The 26,248-nt window shown below is 70.4% G+C and carries 28 protein-coding genes; 19 read left to right on the plus strand and 9 right to left on the minus strand.

What is annotated here, in order from left to right; all coding sequences use genetic code 11:
• The first annotated feature begins 38 nt into the window (after positions 1 to 38).
• Positions 39 to 638, plus strand: a complete 600-nt coding sequence (locus FHX33_RS22135) for a DUF308 domain-containing protein (RefSeq protein WP_021765234.1) — start codon at positions 39 to 41, stop codon at positions 636 to 638.
• Positions 635 to 940, plus strand: a complete 306-nt coding sequence (locus FHX33_RS11605; protein WP_021765235.1) for a hypothetical protein — start codon at positions 635 to 637, stop codon at positions 938 to 940. Before FHX33_RS22135 ends, FHX33_RS11605 begins: the two co-directional genes overlap by 4 nt.
• Positions 941 to 1,055: 115 nt before the next feature.
• Here the strand turns inward: FHX33_RS11605 and purB are convergent, their stop codons facing one another.
• Entirely contained in the window at positions 1,056 to 2,435 is a 1,380-nt protein-coding gene (gene purB, locus FHX33_RS11610; protein WP_021765236.1) for an adenylosuccinate lyase, read from the minus strand.
• 78 nt (positions 2,436 to 2,513) lie between these two features.
• The gene (locus FHX33_RS11615) at positions 2,514 to 2,897 is read right to left on the minus strand and encodes a phage holin family protein (protein ID WP_021765237.1); all 384 of its coding nucleotides are present in this window, start codon (positions 2,895 to 2,897) and stop codon (positions 2,514 to 2,516) included.
• 92 nt (positions 2,898 to 2,989) lie between these two features.
• On the opposite strand from FHX33_RS11615, the gene FHX33_RS11620 reads away from it, so the two are divergent.
• The 4 genes from FHX33_RS11620 to FHX33_RS11635 all read left to right on the plus strand — a co-directional run bounded on the left by FHX33_RS11620 (position 2,990) and on the right by FHX33_RS11635 (position 8,060).
• On the plus strand, positions 2,990 to 4,099 hold the full coding sequence (locus FHX33_RS11620) for a histidinol-phosphate transaminase (RefSeq protein ID WP_021765238.1): 1,110 nt from the start codon (positions 2,990 to 2,992) through the stop codon (positions 4,097 to 4,099).
• Positions 4,100 to 4,103: 4 nt separating this feature from the next.
• Positions 4,104 to 5,243 carry a pyruvate dehydrogenase (acetyl-transferring) E1 component subunit alpha gene (gene pdhA / locus FHX33_RS11625; protein WP_021765239.1) on the plus strand — a complete coding sequence of 380 codons (1,140 nt, stop codon included), beginning with the start codon at positions 4,104 to 4,106 and terminating at the stop codon, positions 5,241 to 5,243.
• A 329-nt stretch (positions 5,244 to 5,572) separates the two neighbouring features.
• A complete protein-coding gene (locus FHX33_RS11630; RefSeq protein WP_039923930.1) occupies positions 5,573 to 6,547 on the plus strand; it encodes an alpha-ketoacid dehydrogenase subunit beta in 975 nt (324 codons plus the stop codon).
• Between the two features lie 25 nt (positions 6,548 to 6,572).
• Positions 6,573 to 8,060 carry a dihydrolipoamide acetyltransferase family protein gene (locus tag FHX33_RS11635; protein WP_183428532.1) on the plus strand — a complete coding sequence of 496 codons (1,488 nt, stop codon included), beginning with the start codon at positions 6,573 to 6,575 and terminating at the stop codon, positions 8,058 to 8,060.
• 121 nt (positions 8,061 to 8,181) lie between these two features.
• Here the strand turns inward: FHX33_RS11635 and FHX33_RS11640 are convergent, their stop codons facing one another.
• Entirely contained in the window at positions 8,182 to 9,624 is a 1,443-nt protein-coding gene (locus FHX33_RS11640; RefSeq protein ID WP_039921081.1) for an APC family permease, read from the minus strand.
• A 65-nt stretch (positions 9,625 to 9,689) separates the two neighbouring features.
• Complete coding sequence (locus FHX33_RS11645) at positions 9,690 to 10,787, minus strand: zinc-binding dehydrogenase (RefSeq protein WP_021758108.1); 1,098 nt, start codon at positions 10,785 to 10,787, stop codon at positions 9,690 to 9,692.
• Positions 10,788 to 10,940: 153 nt separating this feature from the next.
• On the opposite strand from FHX33_RS11645, the gene FHX33_RS11650 reads away from it, so the two are divergent.
• The 8 genes from FHX33_RS11650 (at position 10,941) to rpsN (ending at position 16,074) form a co-directional block, all read left to right on the plus strand.
• The gene (locus tag FHX33_RS11650; RefSeq protein ID WP_183428534.1) at positions 10,941 to 12,056 is read left to right on the plus strand and encodes a PucR family transcriptional regulator; all 1,116 of its coding nucleotides are present in this window, start codon (positions 10,941 to 10,943) and stop codon (positions 12,054 to 12,056) included.
• A gap of 99 nt (positions 12,057 to 12,155) precedes the next feature.
• Positions 12,156 to 13,064 (plus strand): metal ABC transporter solute-binding protein, Zn/Mn family, encoded by a 909-nt coding sequence (locus tag FHX33_RS11655; RefSeq protein WP_021760149.1) that lies wholly within the window; start codon positions 12,156 to 12,158, stop codon positions 13,062 to 13,064.
• Positions 13,061 to 13,921: a metal ABC transporter ATP-binding protein gene (locus FHX33_RS11660; protein ID WP_021760151.1), complete on the plus strand. Its 861-nt coding sequence runs from the start codon at positions 13,061 to 13,063 to the stop codon at positions 13,919 to 13,921. Before FHX33_RS11655 ends, FHX33_RS11660 begins: the two co-directional genes overlap by 4 nt.
• Complete coding sequence (locus FHX33_RS11665; RefSeq protein ID WP_021760153.1) at positions 13,918 to 14,805, plus strand: metal ABC transporter permease; 888 nt, start codon at positions 13,918 to 13,920, stop codon at positions 14,803 to 14,805. The genes FHX33_RS11660 and FHX33_RS11665 overlap by 4 nt, the downstream gene beginning before the upstream one ends.
• Before the next feature lie 9 nt (positions 14,806 to 14,814).
• Positions 14,815 to 15,222: a Fur family transcriptional regulator gene (locus FHX33_RS11670; protein ID WP_021760154.1), complete on the plus strand. Its 408-nt coding sequence runs from the start codon at positions 14,815 to 14,817 to the stop codon at positions 15,220 to 15,222.
• 140 nt (positions 15,223 to 15,362) lie between these two features.
• Positions 15,363 to 15,599, plus strand: a complete 237-nt coding sequence (gene rpmB, locus FHX33_RS11675) for a 50S ribosomal protein L28 (RefSeq protein WP_021760156.1) — start codon at positions 15,363 to 15,365, stop codon at positions 15,597 to 15,599.
• Positions 15,599 to 15,766, plus strand: a complete 168-nt coding sequence (gene rpmG / locus FHX33_RS11680) for a 50S ribosomal protein L33 (protein ID WP_021760158.1) — start codon at positions 15,599 to 15,601, stop codon at positions 15,764 to 15,766. The genes rpmB and rpmG overlap by 1 nt, the downstream gene beginning before the upstream one ends.
• A 2-nt stretch (positions 15,767 to 15,768) precedes the next feature.
• Positions 15,769 to 16,074, plus strand: a complete 306-nt coding sequence (gene rpsN, locus FHX33_RS11685) for a 30S ribosomal protein S14 (RefSeq protein WP_021760160.1) — start codon at positions 15,769 to 15,771, stop codon at positions 16,072 to 16,074.
• A gap of 68 nt (positions 16,075 to 16,142) precedes the next feature.
• On the opposite strand, the gene FHX33_RS11690 is transcribed toward rpsN, so the two are convergent.
• Positions 16,143 to 17,246 carry an epoxide hydrolase family protein gene (locus tag FHX33_RS11690; protein ID WP_021760162.1) on the minus strand — a complete coding sequence of 368 codons (1,104 nt, stop codon included), beginning with the start codon at positions 17,244 to 17,246 and terminating at the stop codon, positions 16,143 to 16,145.
• 56 nt (positions 17,247 to 17,302) lie between these two features.
• Here FHX33_RS11690 and FHX33_RS11695 point away from each other — a divergent pair, with 56 nt between their 5' ends.
• The 3 genes from FHX33_RS11695 to FHX33_RS11705 all read left to right on the plus strand — a co-directional run bounded on the left by FHX33_RS11695 (position 17,303) and on the right by FHX33_RS11705 (position 20,814).
• Positions 17,303 to 18,271: a helix-turn-helix transcriptional regulator gene (locus FHX33_RS11695; protein WP_021760164.1), complete on the plus strand. Its 969-nt coding sequence runs from the start codon at positions 17,303 to 17,305 to the stop codon at positions 18,269 to 18,271.
• A gap of 151 nt (positions 18,272 to 18,422) precedes the next feature.
• Positions 18,423 to 18,710, plus strand: a complete 288-nt coding sequence (locus FHX33_RS11700) for an HU family DNA-binding protein (protein WP_021760167.1) — start codon at positions 18,423 to 18,425, stop codon at positions 18,708 to 18,710.
• 130 nt (positions 18,711 to 18,840) lie between these two features.
• Positions 18,841 to 20,814: a bifunctional copper resistance protein CopD/cytochrome c oxidase assembly protein gene (locus FHX33_RS11705; protein WP_211235388.1), complete on the plus strand. Its 1,974-nt coding sequence runs from the start codon at positions 18,841 to 18,843 to the stop codon at positions 20,812 to 20,814.
• Between the two features lie 12 nt (positions 20,815 to 20,826).
• Here FHX33_RS11705 and FHX33_RS11710 read toward each other — a convergent pair whose 3' ends face one another.
• Positions 20,827 to 21,867, minus strand: a complete 1,041-nt coding sequence (locus FHX33_RS11710; protein ID WP_021760171.1) for a hypothetical protein — start codon at positions 21,865 to 21,867, stop codon at positions 20,827 to 20,829.
• A gap of 92 nt (positions 21,868 to 21,959) precedes the next feature.
• On the opposite strand from FHX33_RS11710, the gene FHX33_RS11715 reads away from it, so the two are divergent.
• Positions 21,960 to 23,282, plus strand: coding sequence for an ATP-dependent DNA helicase (locus FHX33_RS11715; RefSeq protein WP_021760173.1), 1,323 nt, complete (start codon positions 21,960 to 21,962; stop codon positions 23,280 to 23,282).
• Positions 23,283 to 23,292: 10 nt separating this feature from the next.
• A complete protein-coding gene (locus FHX33_RS11720) occupies positions 23,293 to 23,643 on the plus strand; it encodes an FHA domain-containing protein (RefSeq protein ID WP_021760175.1) in 351 nt (116 codons plus the stop codon).
• A 19-nt stretch (positions 23,644 to 23,662) separates the two neighbouring features.
• Here the strand turns inward: FHX33_RS11720 and FHX33_RS11725 are convergent, their stop codons facing one another.
• The 3 genes from FHX33_RS11725 to FHX33_RS11735 form a co-directional block, all read right to left on the minus strand.
• On the minus strand, positions 23,663 to 24,313 hold the full coding sequence (locus tag FHX33_RS11725) for a biliverdin-producing heme oxygenase (protein WP_021760177.1): 651 nt from the start codon (positions 24,311 to 24,313) through the stop codon (positions 23,663 to 23,665).
• 121 nt (positions 24,314 to 24,434) lie between these two features.
• Positions 24,435 to 25,562: a nuclear transport factor 2 family protein gene (locus FHX33_RS11730; protein WP_183428536.1), complete on the minus strand. Its 1,128-nt coding sequence runs from the start codon at positions 25,560 to 25,562 to the stop codon at positions 24,435 to 24,437.
• A gap of 172 nt (positions 25,563 to 25,734) precedes the next feature.
• Positions 25,735 to 26,241, minus strand: a complete 507-nt coding sequence (locus tag FHX33_RS11735; protein ID WP_039920936.1) for a hypothetical protein — start codon at positions 26,239 to 26,241, stop codon at positions 25,735 to 25,737.
• Positions 26,242 to 26,248: the final 7 nt, after the last annotated feature.

The raw sequence follows: 26,248 nt of genomic DNA on the forward strand, positions 1-26,248 counted from the left end.
TAGACTGGACGGGAAACCTGTATGAGAGAGGTCGCCGAGTGGCACCCGCCGTTCCTGCCCAGATCCAGGGGATTCAGACTCCGAGCCGATACTGGGTCGTCCCCGCCGTGCGCGCCGTCATCGCGCTCATCGCGGCCGTCGTCGTCACCTTCACCCAGGGGGCGCACACCCCGGTCTTCGGGCTCGTCGTCTTCGGCTGCTTCGCGATCGCCGACGGCATCGCCACGGCCGCCCTGACGTTCGTCTTCGGCCCGCGCACGCTGACCCGCACGCTCTTCGTCATCCAGGGCGCCATCGGGATCGTCGCCGGCGTGCTCGCACTGACGCTCGCGAGCAGCGGCCTCGGCCTCTTCCTCTACCTCGTCACCGTGTGGGGCGCCCTCACCGGCTTCCTCGAGCTCTACAGCGGCCTCCGCGACCGCGGCCGTGACGCTGCCGCCCGCGACTGGCTCGTGACGGGAGCCCTCACCGCGGTGCTCGCCCTCGTGCTGCTGCTCGTTCCCGCGGACGCGCTGCTGGCCGTCGGGCTGTTCGGCGCCTGGGCCGTCATCGTCGGCGTGTTCCAGGGCATCGGCGCCGTCTCCCTGCGATCCGCCGCGCGCTCGCACGACGTCGCAGGACGGACGGAGACCTCGTGACCAAGCGCGACAAGAAAGCCCCCAGCGTGACCTCCAGCCTCAAGCCGACCCGCCGCGACCGCTTCCTCCCCGTCGAACTGCTCGCCATCTCGGGCGGACTCGGGATCTTCACCGGACTCATCGTGCTGATGGCGACCAGGGAGTTCCTGCTCGCCGGCATCTTCTTCGGCGTCGCGTTCATCCTCGCGCTCGTGCTGATGGCCCTCTTCGCGCTCGCGTTCAAGCCGAACGCCGCCGAGGTGAAGGACATCCTGGAGCAGGACGCCGAGGCCCGCGACAAGGACAAGCCCTCGGGTCACTGAGCCGTCACCGGCCCGTCACTGTCCCGTCACCGGCCGGCAGACCACCGGGTCGCAGACGTACGAGAGGCCGCCGGCAGGACGCCGGCGGCCTCTCGCGTACGCGGGGCGGGGGCGATCAGAGCAGCGCGACGAGCTCCGACGCGAGACCGACGTAGCCGGCCGGCGTGAGCTCGAGGAGGCGGTTCTTGGCCGCCTGGCTGATGTCGAGGCCGTTCACGAACTCGGTGAGGCCGGCGTGGTCGACCCGCTTGCCGCGCGTGAGCTCCTTGAGCAGAGCGTACGGGTCGGTGATCGTCGAGCGGCCGGCGGTGACCTCGGCGCGGATCACGGTCTGGATGGCCTCGGCGAGCACCTCCCAGTTGGCGTCGAGATCGGCGGCGAGCGCATCCCGGTCGAGCGAGATCTGCCCGAGGCCGCGCTGGATGTTGTCCAGGGCGAGCACCGAGTGGCCGAGGCCGACGCCGATGTTGCGCTGCGTGGTCGAGTCGGTCAGGTCGCGCTGGAGGCGGCTGGTGACGAGCGTCTGCGACAGCGAGTCGAGCACGGCGCTGGAGAGCTCCAGGTTGGCCTCGGCGTTCTCGAAGCGGATCGGGTTGACCTTGTGCGGCATGGTCGAGGAGCCGGTCGCGCCGGGCTCGGGCACCTGGCGGAAGTAGCCGAGCGAGATGTACGTCCAGAGGTCCGTGCACAGGTTGTGGAGCACGCGGTTGGCGTGCGAGATGCGGGAGTACAGCTCCGCCTGCCAGTCGTGCGACTCGATCTGCGTGGTGAGCGGGTTCCAGTCGAGGCCGAGGCTGCTGACGAACTCGCGCGAGATGCGCGGCCAGTCGGCGCCCGGGTCGGCGACGAGGTGCGCGGCGAACGTGCCGGTGGCGCCGCTGAACTTGCCGAGGTACTCGGTCTGCTCCACCTGCTTGCGGATCCGCTCGAGGCGGTGCACGAAGACGGCGAGCTCCTTGCCCATCGTCGTCGGCGTGGCCGGTTGGCCGTGGGTGCGGGCGAGCATCGCGTCGTCGCGGTACTGCAGGGCCTGCGAGCGCAGCTCGGCCACCACGGCGCGGAACTTGGGCAGCCACACCCGGTTGACCGCGGCGCTCACGGTGAGCGCGTAGGAGAGGTTGTTGATGTCCTCGCTGGTGGCCGCGAAGTGCGTCAGCTCGGCGATGTGGTCGAGGCCGAGGGCGTGGAGGCGCTCGCGGACGAGGTACTCGACCGCCTTGACGTCGTGCTTGGTGGTCGCCTCCAGCTCCGCCAGGCGATCGATCTCGGGCTGCCCGAAGCCGTCGGCCAGCGTGCGCAGCGAACGGATCTGCTCGGCCGTCAGCGGCGAGGAGCCGAACATCCGGTGCCCGGTGAGGTAGATGAGCCACTCCACCTCGACCTGCACGCGCGCCCGGTTGAGGCCCGCCTCGGAGAGGTGGTCGCCGAGGTCGACGACGGCGGAGCGGTACCGGCCGTCCAGAGGGCTCAGGGGCTGGGGAGGCAGGGCGGTCATGGGACTCCTCGCGAGGATCGGCGTGTGGGGTTCGCCGCCTATTCTCCCATCACCGCGCGCGCGGCGCTCCCGCCGCCGTCAGCTGCGGTTCGGGCGCACGATCAGGCCGAACAGCCACGCGATGATGCCGAGCACCAGCGCGCCGAGCACGCCTGCCCAGAAGCCGTCCACGTGCAGGCCGAAGCCCATCGCGTCGCTGATCCACGAGACGATCAGCAGCAGGAGGGCGTTCACCACGAGCGAGATGAGCCCGAGCGTGATGATGTAGATCGGGAACGCGACGATGCGGATGGCCGTGCCGATGACCGCGTTCACCACGCCGAAGATGACCGCGATGAGCAGGTACGTCAGCACGGTGGCGGAGGTGGTGTCCTCGTACGGGTGCACGGTGACGCCGCTGACGATGAGCGTCGTCAGCCAGAGCGCCAGGGCGTTGATGATGACCTTGAGCAGGAATCGCATGCGCCCATCATCCCAGGCGCGGCGGATTCGAGACAGGGGCCAGCGACGAAGGAATTCCCCCGGAGGAATGCGGGCGAGACTAAGTTGGTCAGGTGACTTCCGAAGACGCGCTCGGCGTGAAGCTCCGGCCCGAGATCGTGGCGGTCCCCGCCTACCGGCAGGGACGAGCCGCACCGGCGGACGGCTTCAAGCTGTCGAGCAACGAGAACCCGTACCCGCCGCTCCCCTCCGTCGTGGAGGCCGTGGCCGCCACCCTGGGCGAGCTCAACCGCTACCCCAACGCCGGTGGGGCCGACCTGCGCCTTCGCCTGGCCGAGCGCCACGGCGTCGACGTCGGGCAGGTGCACCTGGGCAGCGGCTCGGTCGCGCTGCTCGCGCAGCTGATCTCGGCCGCGGCCGGCGTCGGCGACGAGGTCGTCTACGCGTGGCGGTCGTTCGAGGCGTACCCGGGTCTCGTGACCGTGGCGGGCGCGACCAGCGTGCAGGTGCCGAACCGCGCCGACGGCGGGCACGACCTCACGGCCATGGCGGCGGCGATCACCGAGCGCACGCGCGTCGTGATCGTCTGCACGCCGAACAACCCGACCGGGCCCGTCGTGACCGCGGCGGAGTTCGAGACGTTCATGGCGTCGGTGCCGGGCGACCTCCTGGTGCTGCTGGACGAGGCCTACTACGAGTTCGTCACGGTCGACGGCTCGGTGGACGGCATTCCCCTGCTCTCGCGTTACCCGAACCTCGTCGTGCTGCGCACGTTCTCCAAGGCCTACGGCCTCGCTGCTCTGCGCATCGGCTACGCGGTCGGTCCGGCCGCGGTGCTCGACGCAGCACGCTCGGCGGCCATCCCGCTGTCGGTGACGGACGCCTCCCGCGTCGCGGCCATCGCCTCCATCGAGGCCGAGGACGAGCTGATGGAGCGCGTCGCCCGCGTGGCGATGCGGCGCGACCGGCTCCGGGATGCGCTGGTCGAGCAGGGCTGGGTGGTCCCGCAGGCGCAGGGCAACTTCGTGTGGCTCGCGACCGGCGCGCAGACCGACATCGCGAACGACGCCTTCTTCGATGCCGGGCTCACCGTGCGTGCATTCGCGGGTGAGGGCATCCGGATCAGTGTGGGAGAGCAGGAATCTGTGGACAAACTCCTTGAGGTGGCCGCCGATCTTGTGCGGAACCTACCAAATGACCACCCTGCCAAGCGGTTAGGTTAGAACGGTGGTTGCGACGAACGATACTCCGCGCCCGGCGAACACCGTCCAGCTGCTGACAGCTGACGGCCGGTTCCAGCCGAGCGACGCGGCCGGCGAGTACCTCCCCTACCTGGAGCGCCTCGACGAAGACGACTACCGCCGCTTCTACCGCGACATGGTGCGCGTGCGGGCCTTCGACACCGAGGCGGCGAACCTGCAGCGCCAGGGCCAGCTCGGCCTGTGGGTGCCGAGCGTCGGCCAGGAGGGCGCCCAGGTCGGCTCCGCCCACGCGGCGAAGCCCCAGGACCACCTATTCCCCTCCTACCGCGAGCACGTGGTCGGCATGGTGCGCGGCATCGACCCCGTCGGCATCCTCGCTCTTCTGCGCGGTGTGACGCACGGCGGCTGGGACCCGACGGACCCGGCGGTGAACAACTTCCACCTCTACACGCTCGTGATCGGCTCGCAGACGCTGCACGCGACCGGCTACGCGATGGGCATCAAGTTCGACGGCGCGGTCGGCACCGGCGACCCCGAGAAGGATGCCGCCGTCATCGCCTACTTCGGCGACGGCGCCACCAGCCAGGGCGACGTGAGCGAGGCGTTCGTTTTCGCCGCGAGTTACCAGACCCCGCAGGTCTTCTTCCTGCAGAACAACCAGTGGGCCATCTCGGTGCCGGTGTCGACGCAGTCGCGCACCCCGCTGTACCTGCGCTCGAGCGGCTTCGGCATCCCGGGCGTGCAGGTGGACGGCAACGACGTCCTCGCCTCGTACGCGGTGACGGCGAAGCACCTCGACGACGCCCGCAACGGCGAGGGCCCGAGCATGATCGAGGCCCTGACCTACCGGATCGGCGCCCACACGTCGAGCGACGACCCGACCAAGTACCGCACCGACGAGGAGACCGCCTACTGGGCGGAGCGCGACCCGATCCTGCGCTTCCGGACGTTCCTGGAGCAGCAGGGCATGGGCCAGGCGTTCTTCGACAGCGCGGAGGAGGAGGGGGCCGACCTGGCCGCCGACGTGCGCAAGCGCACCCTCCAGCTGGGCCCCCCGCCCATCCAGTCGATGTTCGACAACGTCTACAGCGAGCCGCACCCCGTCATGGAGGAGCAGCGGCGCTGGCTCGAGGAGTACGAGTCGTCCTTCGGAGGTGACGCGTGAACGAGGTGCGGAGTGAGGCCGAGTACGTGGAGGCCGAACTGATCGACGGTCACGAGGGGCAGCCGGCGCACGACGCGCCGAGCGAGCCGCAGGCCGACACGGAGGCCATCGACGTGGTCGAGATCGTCGAGAGCGACCCGGACTCGCGCGTGCTCGAGCAGCACGTGGCCGAGCAGGAGTGGGCGCGCGAGTTCTCGATCGACGACGTCAGCGCCGCGGATGTCGCGGCCGAGGAGTCGTCGGCCGAGCCGGTCGCCGAGAGCGTGTCCGAGGACGAGACGGAGACCGCGGTCGAGACCCCGGCGGCACCCGCCGCTCCGGAACCGCCGGTGCAGAGCCTCCCCCTCGTCAAGGCGCTGAACGCGGGACTGCGTCGCGCGCTCGCCGAGGACCCGAAGGTCCTCGTGCTGGGCGAGGACGTCGGCCCGCTCGGCGGCGTCTTCCGCGTGACGGAGGGCCTGCAGAAGGAGTTCGGCTCGCAGCGCGTCGTGGACACCCCGCTCGCCGAGGCCGGCATCGTCGGCACCGCGATCGGGCTCGCCATGCGCGGGTACCGGCCCGTCGTCGAGATCCAGTTCAACGGCTTCGTGTTCCCCGGCTTCGACCAGATCACCACCCAGCTGGCCAAGATGACCAACCGTCACAGCGGGGCCGTGTCGATGCCGATCGTGATCCGCATCCCGCACGGCGGCCACATCGGCGCCGTGGAGCACCACCAGGAGGCTCCGGAGGCGTACTTCGCGCACACCGCCGGCCTGCGGATCGTGGCGCCGTCGACCCCGCACGACGCTTACTGGATGATCCAGGAGGCCATCAAGTCCGACGACCCGGTGATCTTCTTCGAGCCGATGAGCCGCTACTGGCCCAAGGGCGAGGTCGACCTGGTCGAGAACGACACCCCGCTGCACGCCAGCCGGGTCGTGCGCACCGGCACCGACGTGACCGTGGTCGCCTGGGCGGGCATGGTGAGCGTCGCGCTGCGCGCGGCCGAGATCGCCGCCGAGGAGGGCCGGAGCATCGAGGTCGTCGACCTGCGCTCCCTCTCCCCCGTCGACTACGGGCCCGTCGTCCAGTCGGTGCAGAAGACCGGCCGCCTGATCGTCGCGCAGGAGGCGCCCGGCAACGTCTCGCTCGGCTCCGAGATCGCGGCGACCGTCTCCGAGCGTGCGTTCTATTCGCTGGAGTCGCCCATCCTGCGCGTGGCCGGATTCGACACCCCGTTCCCGCCGGCGAAGCTCGAAGAGGTCTACCTCCCCGACGCCGACCGCATCCTCGAGGCCGTCGACCGCGCGCTCGCCTACTGAGCGCGCCAACCGAAAGAAGTCGCACATGAGCGAGTCCCAGTTCCTGCTGCCCGATGTGGGCGAGGGTCTGACCGAGGCGGAGATCGTCTCGTGGAAGGTCGCCCCGGGTGAGCCGGTCGCGGTCAACCAGGTGATCGTCGAGATCGAGACCGCGAAGTCGCTCGTCGAACTGCCGTCGCCGTTCGAGGGGACCGTCGGCGAGCTGCTCGTCTCCGAGGGCCAGACCGTCGAGGTCGGCACCCCGATCATCACCGTGACGGGGGAGGCCGCATCCGCCGAGCCCGCCGCTCCCGTGAGCGAGGTGGCGGAGGCCGCCGCCGATGCGGCTGCCAGCGTCTCGCACGAGGTCGACGAGCCGAAGCCGGGGGCCGTGCTCGTGGGCTACGGCTCGGCCGGCCACGGCACGAGCCGTCGCCGCCGGGTCTCCCACCCGGGGACCGCCGCTCTGCCGGTCGTCACGCAGGCGACGGTCGCTGCTGCTCCTGCTTCTGCTCCTGCTGCCGCTGCGCCCGCCGCAGCCCCGGCACCGGCTGCGACTCCAGCGCCCGCTGCGGCGCCGGTCCCCGCTGCAGCCCCGGCTGCCGCCGCTCCCACGTCGGCGCCCGCCTCGCCGAGCGCTCAGGCCCCCGCCGGGCACGCGGTCTCGACCGGTGCCCCCGTGATCGCCAAGCCGCCGATCCGCAAGCTCGCCAAGGACCTCGGGGTCGACCTCACCACGGTCACCCCGACCGGACCGATCGGAGACGTGACGCGGGACGACGTGCTGCGCGAGGCGACCCAGGCGAGCGTCTTCCGCAACATCCAGACCCCGGAGTGGCCGGACGACCGTGAGGAGCGCATCCCGGTCAAGGGCGTGCGCAAGGCCATCGCGAACGCGATGACCACGAGCGCGTTCAGCGCCCCGCACGTCAGCCTCTTCGTCGACGTGGACGCCACGCGCACGATGGAGTTCATCAAGCGCCTCAAGAACTCGGCCGACTTCGTCGGCATCAAGATCTCCCCGCTGCTCATCGTGGCGAAGGCGATCATCTGGGCCGTGCGCCGCAACCCCACCGTCAACTCCACGTGGACCGACGAGGAGATCATCATCCGGCACTACGTGAACCTCGGCATCGCCGCGGCCACGCCGCGCGGCCTGATCGTCCCGAACGTCAAGGAGGCGCAGGGCATGACACTCCTCGACCTCGCGAAGTCGCTCGAGCAGCTCACCCTGACCGCGCGCGACGGCAAGACCCCGCCGTCGGACATGGCGGGCGGCACCATCACGATCACGAACATCGGCGTCTTCGGCATGGACACGGGCACGCCCATCCTGAACCCGGGCGAGGTCGGCATCGTGGCGCTCGGCACCATCAAGCAGAAGCCGTGGGTCGTGGACGGCGGGGTCCGTCCGCGCTACGTCACGACGGTCGGCGCGTCGTTCGACCACCGCGTGGTCGACGGCGACGTCGCCTCGCGCTTCCTCGCCGACGTCGCCTCCATCATCGAGGAGCCGGCGCTCCTGCTCGACTGAGCCTGCGTCGCGGCTCCCGCTGCCACGTCAGCCGCCGGACAGCGAGAAGCCCCGCCCGGGACCGTGAACGATCGACCGGACGGGGCCTCCTCGGTGGGGGATACCGAGGTCTCGCGAGACGTCAGCCGATGCCCTCCAGGACGTCGGTCTCCGTCGAGCCGATGGCGTCGATGACGTCCGGCCGGTTCTTCTTCACCCACGCGTAGCGGCCGACGCCGGCGATGACGGCGACGAGGAACAGCAGCGGGATGATGTTCAGCGGGAAGGCGGGGATCGGCACGACGTTCACCCAGAACACGTACGCCATCCCACCGACGGCCACGACCACGCAGGGCCAGACGAGCCAGTTCTTGATGCCCATGCGGCGCAGGAAGATCGGGGCGGCGATGGCGACGGCCGCGTAGGCGACCATGTAGCCGAACGTGCCGAAGGTGTCGACCCACACGAGGACGTCGTTCGCGTCGACGCCGAACAGGTAGAGCACGACGGGCACCAGGATGACCAGCGGCGCGAAGACGAGCAGCGCGCGGTGCGGGGTGAGCAGCTTGGCGTGCGTGGTGCCGAGGTACTTCGGGGCGACGCCCTCCTTGCCCATCACGTAGACGATGCGTCCGATGACGTTGAGCGGGGCGACGACGACGGCGAAGAACGACGCGGCGATGCCGAGGTTCAGGATGGGGTTGAACCAGCTGGGCAGGCCCACGATCGTCGCGATGTCGTCGAGCGGGCTGACCGACTCGCCGAGCTTGTCGCCCAGCACCACCACCTGCGTGTACGCGGCGAAGACGTAGAGCACGCCGACGCCGAGGGCGCTCCACATGATGGCGCGGGGGATGGCCTTGAAGGGGTTGCGCGCCTCCCGGCCCAGGGCGTCGGCGCTGGAGAAGCCGACGAAGCCGAGGATCGCGAGCACCATGCCGATCGCGACGCCCTGCGGCTCCACGCCCTCGAGCGAGAACTGCGACGGGTCGAACGCGGCCGGCCCGGCGTTCGCCAGGGCGATGACGAGCAGGATCGTGATGATCGTGACGGAGACGATCTCGAGCACCAGGGAGACCCGGGCCGAGACGCGCACGCCCCACACGGTGAAGAGCGCGGCCAGGCCGCCCAGCACCACCGCGATGAGGACCTGCCCGGCGACGCCGCTGATGCCGACGCCGATCTGGTTGAGGAACGCGCCGAAGTGGATGACCGCACCGCTCAGCGAGCCGGCGGCGATCCCGAAGCAGCCGATCACCAGGGTGAGGCCTGTCAGGAACGCACCGAACGGGCCGAGGCCGGCCGCCGCGTAGTTGTAGAGCGAGCCGGCGGAGGCGCGGCGCTTGGCGAACTGCGAGATGCAGTAGCCGACGGCCAGGATGACGACGGTCGCGAGGGCGAACGACAGCCAGGTGCCCTTGCCGGCCGTGACGAAGATGGCGGCGGCGGTGAAGGCGATGACGGCGGAGGGGGCGATGTTGGCGATGGCCTGGGCGACGAGCTCGGCGCCGCCCATGGCGCCGCGGCGCAGGCCGCTCTCACTCGCGTCCGGGCGTGCCGGGGTGGTGGTTTCGGTCGAAGACAACGGTGTCCTGCCTTTCGGGGGATGAGGACGGGAGGAGGTGGGGCTGGATGGGGTGGGGCGGGTGCTCAGGGGATGAGCAGGGTGCGCAGCGCGGTGCCCTCCTGCAGGGCGTCGAGCGCCTGCTCGGCCTCGGCGAGCGGACGGCGTCCGCTGACGAGCAGGTCGAGCTCCAGGTCGCCGTCCATGTAGCGGTCGACGAGCGCGGGGATGTCGATCGACGGCCGCACGCTTCCGTAGTTGGAGCCGAGGATGCGCTGGTCGGCCTCCGCGAGCACGAGCGGCTCGAACGAGGCGCGGGCGCCCGTCGGGGGCAGGCCGACGATGACCGCGGCGCCGCCGAGGCCGAGCATGCGGATGGCCTGCTCGGTGGTGGCGGTGTTGCCGATGGCGTCGAAGGCGTAGTCGACGCCGTCGGGGAGGATCTCGTGGAGCGCCTCGACGGCGTCCTGCTTGGAGGCGTCGATCTCGTCGGTGGCGCCGAGGCGGCGGGCGAGCGCCGTCTTCTCGGCGCGCACGTCGACGGCGACGATGCGCGAGGCGCCGGCGAGGCGGGCGCCCTGGATGACGGAGAGTCCGACGCCGCCGCAGCCGATGACGACGACGATGGAGCCGGGCTCGACGGCGGCGGTGTTGGTGACCGCGCCGACCCCGGTCGCGACGGCGCAGCCGACGAGCGCGATGACGTCGAGCGGGGCGTCGTCGCGCACCTTGATGGCACCGGACGCGGGCACGACCGCCTCCTCGGCGAACGACGAGACGCCGAGGTAGTGGTGGAGGGGCTCGCCGTCGATCGACAGGCGCGAGGTGCCGTCCTGCAGCACGCCGTTCGGGGCGACCACGTTGGCGGCGACCTGGCAGCGGGCCTCGTGGCCGGCCAGGCAGTAGCGGCACTCGTTGCAGGGGGCGACCCAGGAGAGCACGACATGGTCGCCCTCGGCCAGGGTGGAGACGCCGGGGCCGACGGCGGTCACGACGCCGGAGCCCTCGTGGCCCATCACCAGCGGCGACGGTGCGTCCCACTCGTTGCGGCGCACGTGGAGGTCGGAGTGGCAGACGCCGGCGGCCGCGATGCGCACCCGCACCTCCCCCGCGCCGGGTTCGGCGAGGTCGACGTCGGTGTACTCGATGGAGCTGTCGGTGCTGTCGAAGACGATGGCTTTCACTGCGGGTTCCTCAGGGGTTCGGGGCGCGTCATTACGATGGTGGAAATGCTATGAGCCGTGCTCAGCACCGGATACCCGCCGTTTCGTCCACCCCGCGGCCGCGCGCACGCCGAAACGTCATCCCGTGCTTGCGAGCGGGAGGAGAGGAAGGTCATGGACGCCGACGCCGCGACCTCCCCCGTCGTCGACGCGGCCGAGGCGCGGCTGGTCTCCAGCGGCATCATCTCCCTGACCCTGGCCGCGCGCCGTGGTGGCACCGAAGGGGTCGTGACGACCCTCTCGCGCCTCCTGAACGGCTGGGCGGTGCTGGTGGATCGCTACGGCGAGCCGATCGCGGCGGTCGGCGCCGGGCGCATCCACATCGACGACGCCGTCACCGCTGCGACGCAGCGCAGCCGCCGCCAGCGCAATCCCGAGCTGCAGACCTTCCCGGTCGGGCGGGCGGAGGATCCGCGCGCGACCCTGGTCGTCTCGGCACGGCGGGGGGCGACGAGCCGCACGCGCGACCTGTCGACGCAGGCGGCGGCGCTCCTCGACCTCACCTATTTCCCGAAGCGGGATGCCCGCCTCGAGCAGCTCGCCCGGCAGGACGTCGTGGAGGTGCTCCTGAACGCCCCGGCGTCGCTCGCGCGCTCGGTCGCCTCCCGCTGGGGCCTCACCGGCGGCGAGCTGGTGGTCTGCATCGTGAAGTCGCGCTCGCGCGCGGTCGTGCTGGAGACGAAGGCCCTCGACTGGCTCGAGGAGCTGGAGCTGCCGCCGGTCGCCGGGATGCTCGACGGCGACGTGGTGGTGGTGATCGCGCCGGAAGCCGTGCCGGCGTGGATCGACCGCGTCGTGGTGGCGGCGACGACCGAGCTCGTCCCCGTGCGCTGTGGCATCAGCGCCCCGGCCGCTCCCGGTGCGCTCGCCGAGGCGCGATCACAGGCGGACCGCGCGGTCGGGGTCGCGCTGGCGGACGACCGCCCCGCCGTGGAGTTCGCGCGCATGGCCAGCGTCGCGGAACTGCTGCGCGCCCTCCCCTCCTCGGCCGTCACCGCGCTCGTCGAGCCGCTGCGGCCGCTCGCGGCGGAGGCAGACGGGCAGCTGCTGGAGTCGCTCCGGGTGTTCCTCGCCGAGAACGGCAGCTGGGAGGCCGCGGCGACGCAGCTGGGCGTGCACCGGCACACGCTGCGCAACCGGATGCAGAAGATCGAGGAGCTCACCGGGCTGTCGATGACGAGCGCCGAGGACCGGGCACTGGCGTGGCTGGCGCTGCAGGCGCGGAGTTGATTTTGACAATCATTCTCAACAAGGCGTAGTTTCGTAGTGGCCCGATCACCGGTGCCCACGAACACGACACAGCAACGCAGACTTAGACAGGTCCCGCTCATGCAGAAGCGCCCCCTCCTCGCGATCGCCCTCACGGCCGCCGCGGCCCTCGCCCTCACCGGCTGCTCCGCCGCCTCCTCCGGTTCGTCCGCCGACGACGGGAAGGTCCGCATCGTCGCCAGCACCAACGTGTACGGCGACATCGCCTCCACCATCGCCGGCGACGCCGTCGAGGTGACCTCGATCATGGACGACCCCGCGCAGGACCCGCACTCGTTCGAGGCGAGCGCGCAGAACCAGCTCGCCATCTCGAAGGCCGACATCGTCATCGAGAACGGCGGCGGCTACGACGACTTCGTCGGCACCATGCTCAAGGCGGCGCCGAACGACAAGCGCACCGTCCTGAACGTCGTCGACATCTCCGGCAAGAAGGCCGTCGACGGCGAGCTCAACGAGCACGTCTGGTACGACTTCCCGACGGTGCAGAAGCTGGCGGACGACCTGGTCACCGCCCTCTCGAAGGCCGACCCCGCGCAGGCGTCGACGTTCACCGCGAACGCGAAGGCGTTCGGCGAGAAGCTGACCGCCCTCGAGAACCGGACCGCCGAGCTCAAGACCACGTACGCGGGCGAGGGCGTCGCCATCACCGAGCCCGTCCCGCTCTACCTGCTCGAGGCCGCCGGTCTCGAGAACAAGACCCCCGAGGCCTTCAGCGAGGCGATCGAGGAGGGCACCGACGTCTCACCCGCCGTGCTGCAGGAGATGCTCGGCGTGATCCAGGGCGGCTCCGTGAAACTGCTCGCCTACAATGAGCAGACCAGCGGCCCCGAGACCGAGAAGGTGCTCGCCGCCGCCAAGCAGGCCGGCGTCCCCGTCGTGCCGGTGACCGAGACCCTCCCGAGCGGCAAGGACTACATCGGCTGGATGAACGCGAACGTCGACGCCGTGGCCAAGGCACTCGGGGAATGACCGAACCTCTCGCGCGGGTCCCCGCGCCCACCGAGCGAGGTGTCGTGCTGCAGCTGCGCGACGCCTCGCTCGGCTTCGGCGAGCGGACCCTGTGGAGCGGCCTCGACCTCGACGTGCACGCCGGCGAGTTCGTCGCGGTGCTCGGCCCGAACGGCTCGGGCAAGACCAGCCTGCTGCGCGCCATCCTGGGCCAGCAGCGGCTCGACGGCGGATCGATCGCGTTCGACGGCCACCCCGTGCGCCGCGGCGATCGCCGGATCGGCTACATCCCGCAGCAGAAGCTCATTCCCGCCGGGACGCCGATGCGCGCGCGGGATCTCGTGCGCCTGGGTGTCGACGGCCACCGCTGGGGGTTCCCGCTGCCCAACCGCGCCGACCGCGCCCGTACGGACGAGCTCATCGACGCCGTGGGCGCCCGCCGCTACGCGGATGCACCCGTCGGCTCCCTCTCCGGCGGCGAGCAGCAGCGGCTGCGCGTCGCCCAGGCGCTCGCCGGAGACCCGGCCATGCTGCTCTGCGACGAGCCCCTCCTCTCCCTCGACCTGCAGCACCAGCGCGGCGTCAGCGAGCTGATCGACCGGCGCCGGCGCGAGAACGGCAGTGCGGTCGTCTTCGTGACGCACGACGTCAACCCGGTGCTCGGGATGGTCGACCGCGTGCTCTACCTGGCCGGCGGCCGGTTCCGCACCGGCACCCCCGACGAGGTGCTGCGCAGCGAGGTGCTGACGGACCTGTACGGGACGCCCGTCGACGTCATCCGCAGCCGCGGGCGCATCGTCGTGGTCGGCATCCCCGACTCCGAGACGCACGCCCACCACGCTCACACCACCGCACCGCACCCGGAGCCGGCCCCATGATCATGCACCTCGCCGCCTCGGGCGACCTCTGGTCGCAGCTGTTCTCGTTCGCCGACTACGGCGAGCTGCTCGCGCTCGTGAAGAACTCGATCTTCGCGGGCGCCGTGCTGGGCGTCGTCGGCGGTCTCATCGGCGTCTTCGTCATGCAGCGCGACATGGCGTTCGCCGTGCACGGCATCAGCGAGCTCTCGTTCGCCGGGGCCGCCGCCGCGCTGCTCTTCGGGGCGAACGTCGTGGTCGGCTCCCTCTTCGGCTCCCTCATCGCGGCCGTGCTGATCGGCCTGCTCGGCGCGAAGGCCCGGGACCGCAACTCGATCATCGCGGTGCTCATGCCGTTCGGGCTGGGCCTCGGCATCCTGTTCCTGGCGCTCTACCCCGGCCGCAGCGCGAACAAGTTCGGCCTGCTCACCGGCCAGATCGTCTCGGTCGACGACCCGCAGCTCGGCTGGCTGATCGGGATCGGCGTGGTCGTGCTGATCGGGCTGCTGCTCATGTGGCGCCCGCTGACCTTCGACAGCCTGGACGCGGACGTCGCCGCCGCCCGCGGCATCCCGACCCGGTTCGTCGCACTCGCCTTCATGGTGCTGCTCGGCCTCGCGGTCGCCGTGTCGGTTCAGATCGTGGGCGCGCTGCTGGTGCTCTCGCTCCTCGTCACGCCGGCCGCGGCGGCGATGCGCGTCTCGTCGTCGCCGATCGGCGTCCCGGTGCTCAGCGTCGTCTTCGCGCTGGTCTCGGTGGTCGGCGGCATCATGCTGGCGCTCGGGAGCTCGCTGCCGATCAGCCCGTACGTCACCACCATCTCGTTCGTCATCTACGTCGTCTGCCGCGTGATCGGCGTGCGGCGGGAACGCGGTTCACGGCGTCTCGTGAGCCAGGCGGGCTAGCCTGAGACCGTGAAGCGCAACACCTGGCAGCGGGAGGCCGTCCGCGAGGCCCTGACCTCGACGGAGGGCTTCATCAGCGCGCAATCGCTGCACCTCAGCCTCCACGAGACCGGCTCCCCGATCGGCCTCGCCACCGTCTACCGCGCGCTCGCCGATCTGGCGGCCGAGGGCGACGCCGACTCCCTGCAGTCGCCCGAGGGCGAGAGCCTGTACCGCGCCTGCACCGGCGGCCACCATCACCACCTGATCTGCCGCAACTGCGGTCTGACGGTCGAGATCGAGGCCGACGCCGTCGAGGAATGGGCGCGCGCGGCGGCGGCCGCCCACGGCTTCACGCAGGCGCAGCATGTCGTCGACGTCTTCGGCCTGTGCGAGAACTGCTCCGCCGGATTTGCCAGCAGCCCGGGCGTGTCGTAGAGTTGTTCTTTGGCTGAGTGGGCTCCTCCTGCTCAGATCGCGTACGAACCCCTCACACCCTTCCAAGCGTGGGGAAGTCGTGCGCCGACAAGTGACCTTGGGTGAGGCCGTCCGGCCTCACGGTATTGGAGAAGAAAGCAATGGCAGCAGTGTGCCAGGTGACGGGAGCCGTTCCAGGCTTCGGTCACTCGATCTCGCACTCGCACCGTCGCAACAAGCGCCGGTTCGATCCGAACATCCAGAAGAAGACGTACTACGTTCCGTCGCTTCGCCGTAAAGTGACCCTCACCTTGAGCGCCAAGGGCATCAAGGTCATCGACGCCCGTGGCATCGAGGCCGTCGTCAAGGACCTCCTGGCCCGTGGGGAGAAGATCTAATGGCAAAGCAGCAGGACATCCGTCCGATCATCAAGCTCCGTTCGACGGCGGGCACCGGTTACACCTACGTGACCCGCAAGAACCGTCGCAACAACCCTGACCGTCTCGTGCTCAAGAAGTACGACCCCGTCGTGCGCAAGCACGTCGACTTCCGAGAGGAGCGCTAAACATGGCCAAGAAGTCCAAGATCGCCAAGAACGAGCAGCGCAAGGTCGTCGTCGAGCGCTACGCCGCCCGCCGCGCCGAGCTCAAGAAGGCTCTCGTCGACCCGAACGGCTCCGACGAGTCCCGCGAGGCCGCGCGCCTCGGCCTGCAGAAGCTCCCCCGCGACGCTTCGCCGATCCGCGTCCGCAACCGCGACGCCGTCGACGGCCGTCCGCGCGGAAACCTCAGCAAGTTCGGCATCTCGCGCGTTCGCTTCCGCGACATGGCGCACCGTGGCGAGCTGCCCGGCATCACCAAGTCCAGCTGGTAACCAGCGACTGACGCACGAAGGGGCGTCCGGCATCATGCCGGGCGCCCCTTCGGCGTTCTCGGGCGACGTCAGGCGGTGAAGAACGAGCGGATGTCGTCGGCGAGCACCTCGGGGAACTCGAGGGCGGCGAAGTGGCCGCCCTCCGGGAACCGGCTCCAGTGCACGATCCGGGAGTTGTCGCGCTCCGCGAACACCCGGATGGTCTGGAAGTCGTCCGCGAAGACGGCGACCCCGGTGCGCGCGGCGTTGACCGCGGTCGACGGCGGCACGATGGCGTTCTCGTAGTAGGCGCGGCTCATGCCGGCGGAGGCGTTGGTGAACCACGCGATGCTCACCGCCGTGAGCACCGAGTCCAGCGGCACCCGCGACGTGCCGTTGCCGAACGACTCGAACAGCTCGCTGTAGGCGAGGAGCCCGAGCGGGGAGTCGCTGAGCGCCGCCGCGATGGTCTGGGGGCGGGAGGAGTTCATCGCGTTGTAGGCGCCGACGGACTGGAACCACTTCATGTGCTCGAGGCCCGCGTAGTCCTGCGGCTCGAGGCGCTCGAACTCCGAGGGGTCGCCCGACGGGAACGCGAAGAGCTGCTGCACGTGGAGGCCGAGGAAGCCCTCCGGGGAGAGGAGGCCGAGCTCGCGGGCGATCAGGGCGCCGTTGTCGGAACCGTGCACGCCGTAGCTGTCGTAGCCGAGGCCGCGCATCAGGGTGTCGTAGGCCGCGGCGACGCGTGCGGTCGTCCATCCGCTCTCGGTGACCGGCTGCGACCAGCCGAACCCGGGCGCGTCCGGGATCACCAGGGAGAAGTCCGCTGCGAGGGCGTCGATGAGGCCCAGGAAGTCGGCGGAGGAGCCGGGGTAGGTGTGGGCGAGCAGGAGCGCCGGAGCGTCGGGCCGGGATGAGGGCACGTGGAGGAAGTGGATGGTCTGGCCGTCGATCTCCGTGAGGAAGTGCGGCCGTGCGTTCAGCTTCTCCTCGACCGCGCGCCAGTCGAAGTCGTCGCGCCAGCGGTCGATGGCGGCGCTCAGGTAGCTGTTGGGGGTTCCGGTGCTCCAGTCGTCGGCCGGCGCGGGCTGCGGCAGCCGGGTGCGTGCGAGACGCTCGCGCAGATCGGCGAGCTGGGACTCGTCGACGCGGATCGTGAACGGGCGGAGGGCGAGGGTGGTGTTGGTTTCCATAGATCCCACGCTATGGTCGATAACGGCAGTATGACTTCCTGAATTCGGAGAGTGTGATGAGCGATTCCGCGATGCGCATCCTGGCCCTGCTCGGACTGCTCGCGACGCCCTCCGGACGATCGGGCCCCGAGCTGGCGGCCGAGCTCGGCGTCTCCGAGCGCACGGTGCGCACGGACATCGAGCGGCTGCGCGAGCTGGGCTATCCCGTCGACGGCGCGCGGGGCCCGGGAGGCGGCTACCGCTTCGGTTCGGGCGGCCGGATGCCCCCTCTCCTGCTCGACGACGATGAGGCCGTGGCGACAGCGGTCGGCCTGCGTTCGACAGCGCGTCTGCCCGGCATCGGGGAGGCGGGAGGGCGCGCGCTCGCGAAGCTCGAGCAGATGCTCCCGGAGCGGCTGCGACCCGCGGTGGAGGCCGTGTCCACGTCGATGGAGCCGGCGTCCGAGAACACGGGAAGCGACGCGGAGGACCCGGAGGTCTCCCCCGCGGCGCTGCGAGCGGTGGCCGATGCCATCCACCGCCGGCACTGGCTGCGCTTCGAGCACCGCGGCCGCCCGGTGCTGGTCGAGCCGTACCGGCTGCTCAGCTGGCAGCGCCGCTGGTACCTCGTGGCACGCGACCCGGAGGCCGACGCGTGGGCGAGCTACCGGCTCGACCACCTGGAGCTCAGGATGCCGACCAGGCGCGCGTTCGAGCCGGTGCCGTTCCCGCACGGCGACTTCGCGGCATTCGCGGTGCGGCAGGCGGCCCACAGCGGCTGGGACGTGCACGTGCGACTGCGCGTCGACGCCAGCGCCGAGGCCGTCCTCGCGCGGATCAACCCGGCGGTCGGTGCCGTCGAGGCCGTCGACGCGACCCACTCCGTGCTCCTCACGGGCGGCGACAGTCTCCATACGGTCGCCGCATACGTCGGGATGCTGGGCATGGACTTCACCGTCGAGTCGCCCGCGGAACTGGTCCCGTTGCTCCGCGAGATCGCCGATCGGTACCGCCGGGCGGTCGGCCAGGACCCCTCCTCGAGGTGAAAGAGCCGTGAGAAACGCCGAAAATCCGCGTGTTTCCGCGGATTCCTGATACATTCGAGGCGGTCATCCGACCAACCGTTATGGCCCTCCGCGGCCGTGGCTGTTCCACTGCAAGCTGTAGATCCAGCACAACGTCCGAGGAGGACACTCAATGGCTGACAAGTCGCTGAACAAGACCGAGCTCGTCGCTGCCGTCGCCGCGGCGTCGGGGCAGAGCCAGGCCACCGTCTCCGGTGTCGTCGACGCGTTCTTCGCGACGATCTCCGAGACCGTCGCCGCCGGTGGCAAGGTCACCATCCCGGGCTGGCTCGCCGCCGAGCGCACCGAGACCGCTGCCCGCACGGGCCGCAACCCGCAGACCGGCGCCGAGATCTCGATCCCGGCCGGCCACCGCGTCAAGCTGACCGCGGGCTCGAAGCTGAAGGCTGCCGTCAAGTAGTCTCACTCGCTTTGCCCGAGGGCGGCGCCGCGCACAGCGGTGCCGCCCTCGTCGCGTATCCGGGCGCTGTCGCCTCCAGGAGCGATCTGCTGTGGGCGGGCGTCCAGGCCCGGGGACGTAGGCTGGACGGGTGCCCCGTATCGTCCGTGTGATCGGCCCTGCCGCGCTGCTCGTCGCCGCCCTGGTGTCGGTCATCGCCGGTCTCGCCTTCGGCGGCGGGGCGAACGCTCCCCTGCTCGCCGACCCGGGCGCCCTCGTGCGTTGGGGCCTCCCGATCGCGACGCTGCTGGTCAACCTCAGCCTGTCGGGCGTGGTCGGCGCGCTCGTGCTCGTCTGCTTCGTCTTCGCGCCCGACCGCGAGGAGTTCGGCAAGGCGCTCGACTTCGCCGCGGGATGCGCGGCCGTCATGACCGTGGCCGCCGCGGCGACCGGACTCTTCACCTTCGTGAGCGTCTCGAACGTCCCGTGGTCGTTCGACGAGACGTTCAGCAACGGCCTCAGCTCGTTCATCACCAGCGTCTCGCTCGGGCAGGCCTGGCTCGGCGTCACCCTGATCGCCGCCGCCGTCACGGTGCTCTGCTTCGCGGTGCGCAACCACACGGCGCTCATCTTCGTCACCATCCTCGCGATGGCCGCCGTGGTCCCCATGGCGCAGCAGGGGCACAGCGCGGAGGCCGCCGGTCACGACGCCGCGGTCACCTCGTTCGGCCTCCACGTGCTGTTCGCAGCGATCTGGCTCGGCGGCCTGGTGACGATCATCGTGCTGCGCGGCGTCTTCGGCGGCGACCGGCTCGTCACCGTGATGGAGCGGTACTCGTCGATCGCGCTCATCGCGTTCATCGTCGTGGCCGCCTCCGGCTACGTGAACGCCGAGCTGCGCATCGGCAACCTGGCCCAGCTGGCGACGCCGTACGGCATCCTCGTGCTGGTCAAGGTCGCGGTGCTCGTCGTGCTCGGCCTGTTCGGCGTCTCGCAGCGGCGCATCCTGATCGGTCGGCTCAAGGCCGGCGGCAAGCGCGGCACGTTCTGGTGGATCGTCACGGCCGAGCTCGCCTTCATGGGCATCGCCTCCGGCGTTGCGGCGGCGCTCGCGCGCACGGTCACGCCCGTGCCCCAGACGCGCGCGGCGACACCGACGCCGGCCGAGATCCTCACCGGCGAGAAGCTCCCGCCCGAGCTGACCTGGGGCCGGCTCTTCACCAGCTGGAACTTCGACCTGCTCTGGGTGCTCGCCTGCGCCTTCGCCCTCTTCTTCTACCTGGCCGGGGTCTGGCGCCTCCGCAAGCGCGGCGACGCCTGGCCGATCTACCGCACGGTGCTCTGGGTGCTCGGTATCGCCCTGCTCTTCTACATCACCAACGGCGGGGTGAACGTCTACGAGAAGTACCTCTTCTCGGCCCACATGTCGGCTCACATGGTGCTGACGATGGCCGTGCCGCTGCTGCTCGTGCCGGGCGCACCCGTGACACTGGCCGCCCGCTCCATCCGCAAGCGCAACGACGGCTCGCGCGGTGGACGCGAATGGATCCTGCTCGCGGTGCACTCGCGCTTCGCCGGCATCATCTCGAACCCGATCGTCGCCGCCATCCTGTTCGCGGGCTCGCTCTGGGCGTTCTACTACACGCCCATCTTCCGCTGGGCGACGACGGACCACATCGGCCACGAGTGGATGGTCGTCCACTTCCTCATCACGGGCTACCTGTTCGTCCAGTCGCTGATCGGCATCGACCCGGTGAAGTTCCGGCTCCCGTACCCGTTCCGGCTGCTGCTCCTGCTGCTGACCATGGCGTTCCACGCCTTCTTCGGCCTCTCGATCATGCAGATGCACGGCCTCCTGCTGGCCGACTGGTTCGGGGCCATGGGGCGCACGTGGGGTGACTCGCCCCTGGTCGACCAGCAGACCGGCGGGGGGATCGCGTGGAGCATCGGCGAGATCCCGACGGTCATCCTCGCCATCGTGGTGGCCATCCAATGGAGCCGCAGCGACGAGCGGGAGACGCGACGCCGCGACCGCAACGCCGACCGCACGAACGAGGCGGAGCTGCGTGCGTACAACGACCAGCTCGCCCGGCTGGCGGAACGCGACGGGGCCAAGCAGCAGTGACAGCCGGGGCGGCTACTGCCCCACCACGATGTCGAGCGATCCGTCGCTGCGGATCACCACGCTGGTGAGCGAGACGGCGAAGCGCTCGTCGGACTCCCGCTGCGAGACGGTCCCGTCGAAGAGGGACTGGACCGTGACCGAGAGATGGGCGACGCCGACGGCCTGATCCATCGTCCACGCTGTCTGACCGGCGGTGAGGTGCACCGCGGGGTAGGTGGCCATCGTCCACGCCGGGAGGCCCTGCACGCGGTCGTCGATCTCGACGCCGAACGGGCAGCCGGCCGGCTGGAGCACCTGCTGGGTCGCGCACTGGTCCAGGAAGGCGTTCAGCTGCTTCTGGACGGCTGCGGTGAAGGCGGCGGTCGGCTGGGCGTCGACGGTGGTCTCGACCGTGCTGGCGGGCTTCGCGAGGACGACGGCCGGGGCGGCGTCGAGGTACTTCGAGGTGTGACCGAGCTCGTAGCGGCCCGGGGCGAACAGGAGGTAGTCGGCGGCGACGCTGAAGGCGGTCGCGGGCTGATCGGGTGCCGAGGCGCGCGGGCTCACGGTGTGGGATGCGATGGTGAAGTCCTGGGCGTGGGCGACGGTCACGTGCGCGACGCTGAGCGGGGTGGTCGCGAACCGCCAGAGCGGCAGGATGCCGAGCACCGATCCGGACTGCTCGACGGAGAACGTCGCGGTGACGGCGTGGCCGTCGGACTTCGCGCGCACCGTGACGCTGTGCTCGCCGCTCGGGAGCGCGCGGTCGGAGACGACGGCGATGTCGCTGATCCGCGGCAGCAGGTCGGCGCGGAGGAGCTCGTGGGAGGCGTCCGTGGGGAGGCCGGCCTTCGTCAGCGCGGTCGCGGTCGGGGCGGCGCCGGGCATGGCCAGGGCGGAGGCGACGTCGTGGGCGGCGAGCGTCTGCACGTAGCCGGTGACGAACCCGGAGGCGCTGTAGTACGTGCGCTGCACGGCCGCGAACGCGGCGACGAGCGCGAGGATCAGCAGGAGGCCGATCCCGGACCAGAGGATCAGGGCGCGCGTGCGGTGCCCCGACTCATCCCCAGCCATGAGGCCATCCTAGGGGCCTGTGCAGAGAGGGAATCGGGAGGCCGGGCGGGTTAGAGTAGATCGCCAGGTCGCGCGAGGGGAAAGGGACTCGGATGGGCCGACTCTCGCTCTCGCCGGAGCAGCAAGCGGTGTTCGAGCTGATCGAGCACACACGGGAGCACGTCTTCGTCACGGGGCGTGCCGGAACCGGCAAGTCGACGCTGCTCAACCACCTCTCCTGGAACACGGAGAAGTCGATCGTCATCGCCGCGCCGACCGGCGTCGCCGCGCTCAACGTCGGCGGCCAGACCATCCACTCTCTCTTCCGGCTGCCGATCGGGGTCATCGCCGATCACGACATCGAGCAGACCGCCGAGCTGCGCAAGCTGCTCAACACCATCGACACGCTCGTCATCGACGAGGTCTCGATGGTGAACGCCGACCTGATGGACGCGGTCGACCGCAGTCTGCGTCAGGCCAGGCAGCGGCCGGCGGAGTCGTTCGGCGGCGTGCAGGTGGTGCTGTTCGGCGACCCGTACCAGCTCGCGCCCGTGCCGGGCGACCAGGAGGAGCGCGCCTACTTCAGCGACACCTACCGGTCGATGTGGTTCTTCGACGCGAAGGTGTGGCAGGAGGCCGACCTCCGCATCGTGGAGCTGCTGCAGGTGCACCGCCAGCACGAGTCCGACTTCCGCTTCATGCTCAACGCCGTGCGCCACGGGCAGGTCACGAAGGAGATCGCCGACCGGCTGAACGAGGTCGGCGCCCGGCCCGCCCCCGACGACGGCACCATCACGCTCGCCACGCGCAACGACACGGTCAACCGCATCAACGCGCAGGCCCTCGAGCGGCTCCCCGGCCGTGCGCTGACGGCGAAGGCCGAGATCAGCGGCGACTTCGGCGGCCGCAACTACCCCGCGGAGGAGAGCCTCGAGCTCAAGGTCGGCGCCCAGGTGATGTTCCTGCGCAACGACGTCGGCCAGGGGGACGGGCCGCGCTGGGTCAACGGCACGATCGGCACCGTGACGCGCATCGACTCGACGGTGTACGTGGACGTCGACGGCGAGATCCACGAGGTGGAGCCGACCAGCTGGGAGAAGTTCCGCTACAGCTACTCCCCCGAGACCAAGAAGCTCACCAAGGACGTGGTGGCCGAGTTCACGCAGTTCCCGCTGCGACTCGCGTGGGCCGTCACCATCCACAAGTCGCAGGGCAAGACGTACGACGCGGCCATCGTCGACCTGGGCACGCGCGCGTTCACGTCGGGGCAGACCTACGTGGCGCTCAGCCGCATCACGACGCTCGACGGGCTGTACCTGACGCGGCCGCTGCGGCCGAGCGACATCACGGTCGACCCGGACGTCGAGCGCTTCATGAGCGACGCCCGCCCGGTCCACGTGCCGCTGAGCGCGGCGAGCGCCGAGTCGAAGGCGTGAGGAGACGCAGATGATCACGTTCGTACTGGACTTCAGCGACGGTCAGCATGTGGAGACGACCGGCAACGGCGTCATCGGCCGCAACCCGGTCGTCCACTCCCCCGGCACCGAGTTCGACGACCCGGCGCACGTGGAGCTGATCACCGTCTCCGACGACGCGAAGTCCGTCTCGCGCGCGCACCTGGCCTTCGGTCAGTACGACGACGTGTTCTGGGTGATGGACCTCGGGTCGGCGAACGGCACCACCATCGCGTATCCGGGCGACGGCACGTTCGCGTGCGACCCGAACACCCGCCACGAGGTCGACCCGGGCTCGATCGTCCGGTTCGGCAGCGGGAGCTTCGCCCTCAGCAGGCGCTGACCCGCACCGCCGACGTGCGTCAGGCCGCGGCGGCCTTCGCGGCGGCGAGGTCGTTGAAGAGCTCCGTGTTGTAGCGGAAGGCGAGCCCGACCTCCGCGATCACGCGGTCGCGCTCCTCCTCCGTCCAGTCGACGGCGTCGAGCTGCGAGCGGTAGACGTCTTTGAACACCTTGGGCTTCGCGATGTCGGAGAACAGGTAGAAGCCGACGCCGTTCGTCTCGAAGCCGTACTGGCGCTGCAGGAGGGTGCGGATGATCTGCCCGCCGGAGAGGTCGCCGAGGTAGCGCGTGTAGTGGTGGGCGATGAAACCACCCGGCCAGTCGTGCCCGACCTCGCGGATGCGGGCCGTGTAGCGGAAGGTGCTCGGCAGCGGCGAGATGCGGTCGCGCCAGTCGTCGCCGAGCAGGAACTCGAGGTCGGCCTCGATGGCCGGGAGGCGGGTCAGCTTCGGGGTGATGAAGAGCGCCGCGACGGGATCCCCGGCCATGTTGACCGCGGCCTCCTCGAGCGCCTCGTAGATGAAGTAGTGCTGGGCCAGAAGGTGGATGTAGTCCTCGCGGCTGCCCTTGCCGCTCATGAGGTCCTGCATGAAGGTCGCGCCCTCGCTCTCCTCGTGAACGGAACGGGTGCGCTCGCGGAGCGCCTGCGAGAAGGGGATCAGTTCGGCCATTCGGGTCTCCTGGTCAGGTAAGGCTTACCTAAATATGACGGATCCGGGTCCATCCGTCAAGCTGCGCGGACGCGCAGAAGGCCGGACGATGGACTCGCCCGGCCTCCCGCAGATCGCTCCGTCAGTTGAAGGTGACGACGACCTTGTCATCCTTGACCGAGATGTCGGCGCTGATGTAGCCGGCACGGCCGGTCAGGTTCTCCGTCGCCGGATTGCCGCGGTAGTCCGATCCCGTCAGCACGGCGGTGAACGAGCCGTCCCCGATCTTGAACTGGTAGTACGAATCGCTGTCGCCGACCTCGACCTTCGGCGACTCGACGACGGTGACGGCGACGGTCGATCCCGAGGCCGGCATGTTCGACGGGAAGCTGAGGTCGATCCCGCAGTCCTCCACGTCGTAGTAGGCGGTCTTGGTCGCGCACTCCGCGTAGTGGGCGTCGACCTGCTTCTGCACCTCGGCGATGTACGCCGCGGACGGCGTGAGGTCGAGCTTCAGGTCGGCGTAGGATCCCGCCGCGACGGTGAGGGTGGGCGAGCCCGCCAGGTCGTAGTACTTGTTCGGCGCGCCGAGTGAGTAGACGCCCGGGTACGCCGAGACCTCGGAATCGTCGGACGTGATGGTCTGCTTGGCGCCGTCCACCGTGAATCCGGCGATCGACGACGAGACGTATGGCAGCTGGTAGACGAGTCCACGGCTGACGTACCAGCCCTTGTCGTCCTTGTCGAGCTCGATGGTGTCGCGGTACGTCTTGCCCGCGAGCTTGTAGGCGACGGAGACCTGGGTCTGGTCGGAGCTGCGGCTCGAGAGTGTGCGCGTGACGGCCGGGTCCGAGATGTGCTTCGCCTTCGCGAGCACGGCGTCGGTGAGCAGGAAGTCGGACGAGTCGGCGCGGGCGAGTTTGTTGGCCGCCGACGCGTCGCCCTTCGCGATGTCGTGGAGGTACTCCTCGGCGACGCTCTTCGCGCCGTTGCCGCCGAGCAGGGAGATGAAGAGCACGATGGCGACGATGATCACCACGACCAGGGCGACCGCGCCTCCGATCACCCACCACACCCACGGTCGGATCCCCGTCTTCGTGCCGGGCGCGGGGGCGTAGGGGTTGGGCGCCGGAGCGTATGCGGCGGGCGCGTCAGGGGCGGCGGGCGGCGCGGCGGACGCCTCGGGCCCGGCCGGTGCCGCGGGTGCCGCGGTCGGCTCCCCCGTCGGGTTCTGGCTCTGGTCGCCGGGCGGAGTGTTCGGGTCGGTCACGGGATCCCCCTGTCATCGTGTGCTTCTGGTGTCGGCTCATGCCGGGGCCCGGTGCGTGTGCGCGGACATCGGCGTGCGGCCGACGGCCGGCAGGCGGATGACGGAATCCCCGAGTTCCTGTGAACAGCCTATGGGGAGAGTCGTGAGGGGGACAAAGCGGGTGTGCCCGCCGTCAGTGGTGGTGGCCGACCTTCACGGCGGCGTAGCCCGCATCGGTCAGGCCGAGCGCGGGGATGGTGACCGCGCAGACGGCGGAGGCGCTGAGGGCCAGGGCGGCGACGAAGCGCAGCGCTCCGGTGTGCTGGGAGGCAGGGCGGGCCCTCCGCAGCACGACGGCGCTGACGGCGGCGACGGCCACGTCGAGCAGCGACGCGACGGCCATCGGCAGCAGCGGGAGGCTGATCACCGTGCCCGAGCTGGCGGTCGCGCCCACGACGGCGAGAGCCGCCCACAGTCCGACCGGCACGAGGGCCAGGGCGGGGATGAGACCGAAGAGGAGGGGCCGGTCGCGCGCGAGCGTCGAGACCGACCAGCCGAGCTCCGCCACCGCGACGGCCAGGAGCACGACGAGGAGCGGAAGAGGTGCGCTGGGGGCGAGCGCTGCGTGAAGCAGGCCCGCCCCCAGTGCGGCCACGGCGAGGAACGCCCGGGCCGGAGGGGCGACCGGGGTTCCTGACATCCTGCTC

It is taken from the genome of Leifsonia aquatica (assembly GCF_014190775.1).
Taxonomy (GTDB): Bacteria; Actinomycetota; Actinomycetes; order Actinomycetales; family Microbacteriaceae; genus Leifsonia; species Leifsonia aquatica.